4 protein-coding genes are annotated in these 4,181 nt (G+C 50.3%); 1 reads left to right on the plus strand and 3 read right to left on the minus strand.

The window, feature by feature from the left end; all coding sequences use genetic code 11:
• Positions 1 to 52: 52 nt before the first annotated feature.
• The 3 genes from IJN28_05730 to IJN28_05740 all read right to left on the minus strand — a co-directional run bounded on the left by IJN28_05730 (position 53) and on the right by IJN28_05740 (position 2,044).
• Positions 53 to 709 (minus strand): response regulator transcription factor, encoded by a 657-nt coding sequence (locus IJN28_05730; protein ID MBQ6713266.1) that lies wholly within the window; start codon positions 707 to 709, stop codon positions 53 to 55.
• A 30-nt stretch (positions 710 to 739) separates the two neighbouring features.
• Positions 740 to 1,519 carry a prolipoprotein diacylglyceryl transferase gene (gene lgt / locus IJN28_05735; GenBank protein MBQ6713267.1) on the minus strand — a complete coding sequence of 260 codons (780 nt, stop codon included), beginning with the start codon at positions 1,517 to 1,519 and terminating at the stop codon, positions 740 to 742.
• A 117-nt stretch (positions 1,520 to 1,636) separates the two neighbouring features.
• The gene (locus tag IJN28_05740; GenBank protein MBQ6713268.1) at positions 1,637 to 2,044 is read right to left on the minus strand and encodes a hypothetical protein; all 408 of its coding nucleotides are present in this window, start codon (positions 2,042 to 2,044) and stop codon (positions 1,637 to 1,639) included.
• 356 nt (positions 2,045 to 2,400) lie between these two features.
• Between IJN28_05740 and IJN28_05745 the strand changes: the two genes are divergently transcribed.
• A partial coding sequence (locus IJN28_05745) for a leucine--tRNA ligase (GenBank protein MBQ6713269.1) occupies positions 2,401 to 4,181 on the plus strand: 1,781 nt, incomplete at its 3' end.

Genomic DNA, 4,181 nt, shown 5'->3' on the forward strand with positions numbered 1-4,181 from the left:
CTGTAATGTCTTGTAAGGTAAAACACTACAAAAATGCAACCGAGAAGCATTGTTAAATATTGAAGAGATGGTGTTCCATCGCGTAGTTGACAAGCTCGGATTTTTTCTTGATATTGAGTTTGTTCATGATACGCGAGCGATATGTGTCGATCGTCTTGGGACTGAGGGAGAGGATCGAGGCGATCTCGCTGTTGGTGAAGCCTTTGGCGAGGTAGCGGAGGACTTCGCGTTCGCGGATGCTGAGGAGGACGTAGGGATCGGTCATATTAGACTGCATCGGAGCGGCACGCAGGAGACTGTCGATGAGTGTCTGCGAGATGGTTTCGTTGAGATACTTTTTGCCTTCGTATATTTTGTGTATCGCTTCGATAAGCTCGCTGTCGGCCGATTTTTTGAGCAGGTATCCGTCTGCTCCTGCCCGCATGACTTCTTTGATATATTCTTCGTCATCGTACATCGTGAGGACGAGGATATTGCAGACAAGGCCGCGCGAACGAATCTCTTTGATGCAGTCGATGCCGCTCATGTTGGGCATGGATAAGTCTAAGATGAGGATATCGGGCTTTTTTTCTTCGACTTGGCGAATGGCCGAGAGACCGTCTTCTGCTTCGCCTATGACTTCGAATTCAGATGAGAAGGAGAGCAGTGCTTTGAGTCCTGAGCGGATCAGTGTATGGTCGTCAGCTAAGATGATCTTGATGGTGTCCAACGGGAAGACCTCCTTATATAATAGAAGATATCAGGCAGTGGTGCCCGTTTGTTTGCGTTTGCCGAACCAGACAAAGCAGATGATGCCGATGATAATGACGGCAAGGCTGGTGAGCTGCGCCGATTTGAGCCCCCAGAGAAGCACCTCATAATCACCGCGCAAAAATTCGAGGAAGAATCTTGCCAGCGAATAGAGGATGGCGTAGAGGGCGATGACTTGTCCACGCGCGTGTTTTGTCGTGCGGAAGAGGAGCAGGATGGCAAAGATGATGACATCGAGCTGTCCTTCCCAGACTTCGGCAGGCCAGAGCGGGACAGCACCGTACGTCTGATATGCAAGCGTTGTCGATGGGTACAGGATACCGAACGGGCCTCCGGTCGGTGCGCCGAATGCATCTCCGTTGAGGAGATTGGCATTGCGGCCGATGGCTTGGCCTAAGATGATGGCAGGCGCGACGATGTCGGCAAGAGCGAGCGTGTCTATCTTATGATATCGCGTGTAGAGCCAGCCTGTGATGATGCCGAATACGATACCGCCTTGTATCGCCATACCGCCTTGCCACACGTACGGGATCTCTAAGAGGTGGTGCTGATAATAGTGCCAATCGAAGAAGAAGACGTCCCACAGCCTTGCGCCGACAAGTCCTGCGATGGCGCAGTAAAGCCCGAGGTCGGGGATATGCTGATGATATCTGCCGTCTTGTTTGGCGAGAAAGTAAGCAACGCCTGTGGCAAGGACGATGCTAAGCATAAGGACCATACCGTAAGCACGGATGGGAAAATCACCGATGAAAAAAAGATATTGATGCATAAAGCCTCCTTATATATAGAAGAAAGTTGCTTCCTCTCTATTATAGGAGATGGAAGAAGCTTGTACAACTGATTTATAAAAGAAAATCGTCTGCCATAACGGCAAACGACTTGTAGTTTAGTTGTGCAGTTCGCTTCGCTCGCTTATCCATGTGCGGACTTCTTCCAAGATATCTTCTTTGGCAGAGATGACGACCTGGCCGCTCCATTCTTGCCCCGTATCGCTGTCTTGCCAGAAACGGTTGTCTTGGAATGTGCCTGTGGGGAAGAAGTTATCCGAGAGCGTAGCGACAAGGCTGTCACGGATGCTTTGATGGAGCGTTTTGCGAGCAGTCGATACTTGCGGTTTTGTCGTCGTTTCGGTAATGAGTTTGCCGTCAGCTTGCCGAATGTCGATATGGCTGAGCTGTTCGCCGTTCGACTTGGCTTTTTGCAGAGCTTGGCGAGCACAGCGAGATGCTTCGGCTCGCGGGATATTGTCATCGTGCACCGCGATGCGCGTACTGCCGAGGATGAGTTTATACATGAAAAGCCTCCTTTTTTTGATAATAAGATATGTAGCGGGGAAGGATGATAGAACGAATAAACCGTTGACTTTAGGTTTCTTTGTCGATATAATATAAGAGATATTTACAAATTGACACTCCGATGAAACAGAGTAGTAGGAAAGCCAATGAGTACAGAAAGATGGCGGTCGATGCAAGCCATGTCAGAGGTGACCGAACTCGCTGGGGAGGAACGGATTTTCCGCGCATAGCCTGCGTTATCGGCGAGAGTGGGCGACCCTACGGTCGTCAAACAGGGTGGTACCGCGAGCAATCGTCCCTGGCGAATTTACGCCGGGGATTTTTTATTTTTAAGAAGGTATAAGGGGGAATAACGGTGGAAGAAAGATATTCACCATTAGACATTGAATCGAAATGGCAAGAGAAATGGTTGGCTGATAATGCCTTCAAAACGGAGATGGATAAAGACCGTCCCGAATATTATGTATTGGAAATGTTCCCGTATCCGTCGGGCAACTTGCACATGGGTCACGTGCGCAACTACTCGATCGGTGATGTTATCGCGCGTTACAAAACGATGCAGGGCTTCAACGTACTTCATCCGATGGGCTGGGACGCATTCGGTATGCCTGCGGAAAATGCGGCGATCAAACACAAACTTCAGCCTGCCGACTGGACATGGTCGAACATCGACAATATGCGCAAACAACAGCGCGCACTCGGTCTTTCCTATGACTGGGATCGCGAAGTAGCAACGTGCCATCCCGAATATTATCGCTGGACGCAGTGGCTGTTCTTGCAGTTCCACAAAATGGGTCTTGCATACAAGAAAAAAGCATCTGTCAACTGGTGCAACGAATGTAATACGGTACTTGCGAACGAACAGGTCATCGACGGCTGCTGCTGGCGCTGTGACTCGGTCGTTGTGAAAAAAGATCTCGAACAGTGGTTCTTCAAAATCACCGATTATGCGGATACGCTTCTCAAAGACCTCGATCTCCTCGGCGGTTGGCCGGAACGTGTAAAAACGATGCAGGAAAACTGGATCGGCCGCAGTGAAGGTGCCGAATTCAGCTTCGACGTGCCTGAGTTTGGTGAAAAAAATCCTGTCTACACGACGCGTCCCGACACGATCTTCGGTGTCAGCTACATGGTACTCGCGCCTGAGCATCCGCTCGTAGACAAGCTTATCGCAGGCAGAGAAAACGAAGCTGAGATCCGCGCATTCGTTGAACGTGTACGCAACCAGAGCGAGATCAGCCGTACGGCTACCGATGTAGAAAAAGAAGGGATCGCAACGGGTGCATACGCACGCAATCCGATCAACGGTGAAGATGTGCCTATCCTCATCGCCAACTATGTCCTCTATGAATATGGTACGGGTGCTGTCATGGGCGTACCGACGCACGACGAACGTGACTGGGCATTCGCTACGAAATATAACCTTCCGAAAAAAGTCGTCATCGACAGCGGTGACGAAAGAAGCGTCCTCGAAACGATGGACAACGCTTATGTCGGAAAAGGTAAGCTTATCAACTCGGGCGAATTCGACGGCATGGACAACGAAGAAGCAATGTCTGCTATCATCGACTGGCTTGAAGCACACGGCGTCGGTAAACGCCGCGTGAACTATCGTCTGCGTGACTGGCTCGTATCGCGTCAGCGTTACTGGGGCGCACCGATCCCGATGATCTATTGCCCGCATTGCGGTACGGTTCCTGTTCCGGAATCCGAGCTTCCTGTTATGCTTCCCGATAACGTAAACTTCGAAGGTGGTATGGTATCGCCGCTCAGTGGTTCGGAAGAATTCATCAACTGCAAGTGCCCGAAATGCGGTGCTGATGCAAGACGCGAAACAGACACGATGGATACATTCATCTGCTCGTCGTGGTACTATCTCCGCTACACCGATCCGCGCAATACGGAAATGGCATTTGATAAAGAAAAAGCCAACTACTGGATGCCTGTCGACCAGTACATCGGCGGTATCGAACACGCTATTCTCCATCTCCTCTATTCGCGTTTCTTTACAAAAGTACTCCGCGATGCAGGATTGGTCGACATTGACGAACCGTTTGAACGCCTCTTGACGCAAGGTATGGTCATCAAAGACGGTGCCAAAATGTCGAAATCGAAAGGCAATGTTGTTGCACCGGG

The organism is Selenomonadales bacterium (assembly GCA_017442105.1).
Classification (GTDB): Bacteria; Bacillota; Negativicutes; order RGIG982; family RGIG982; genus RGIG982.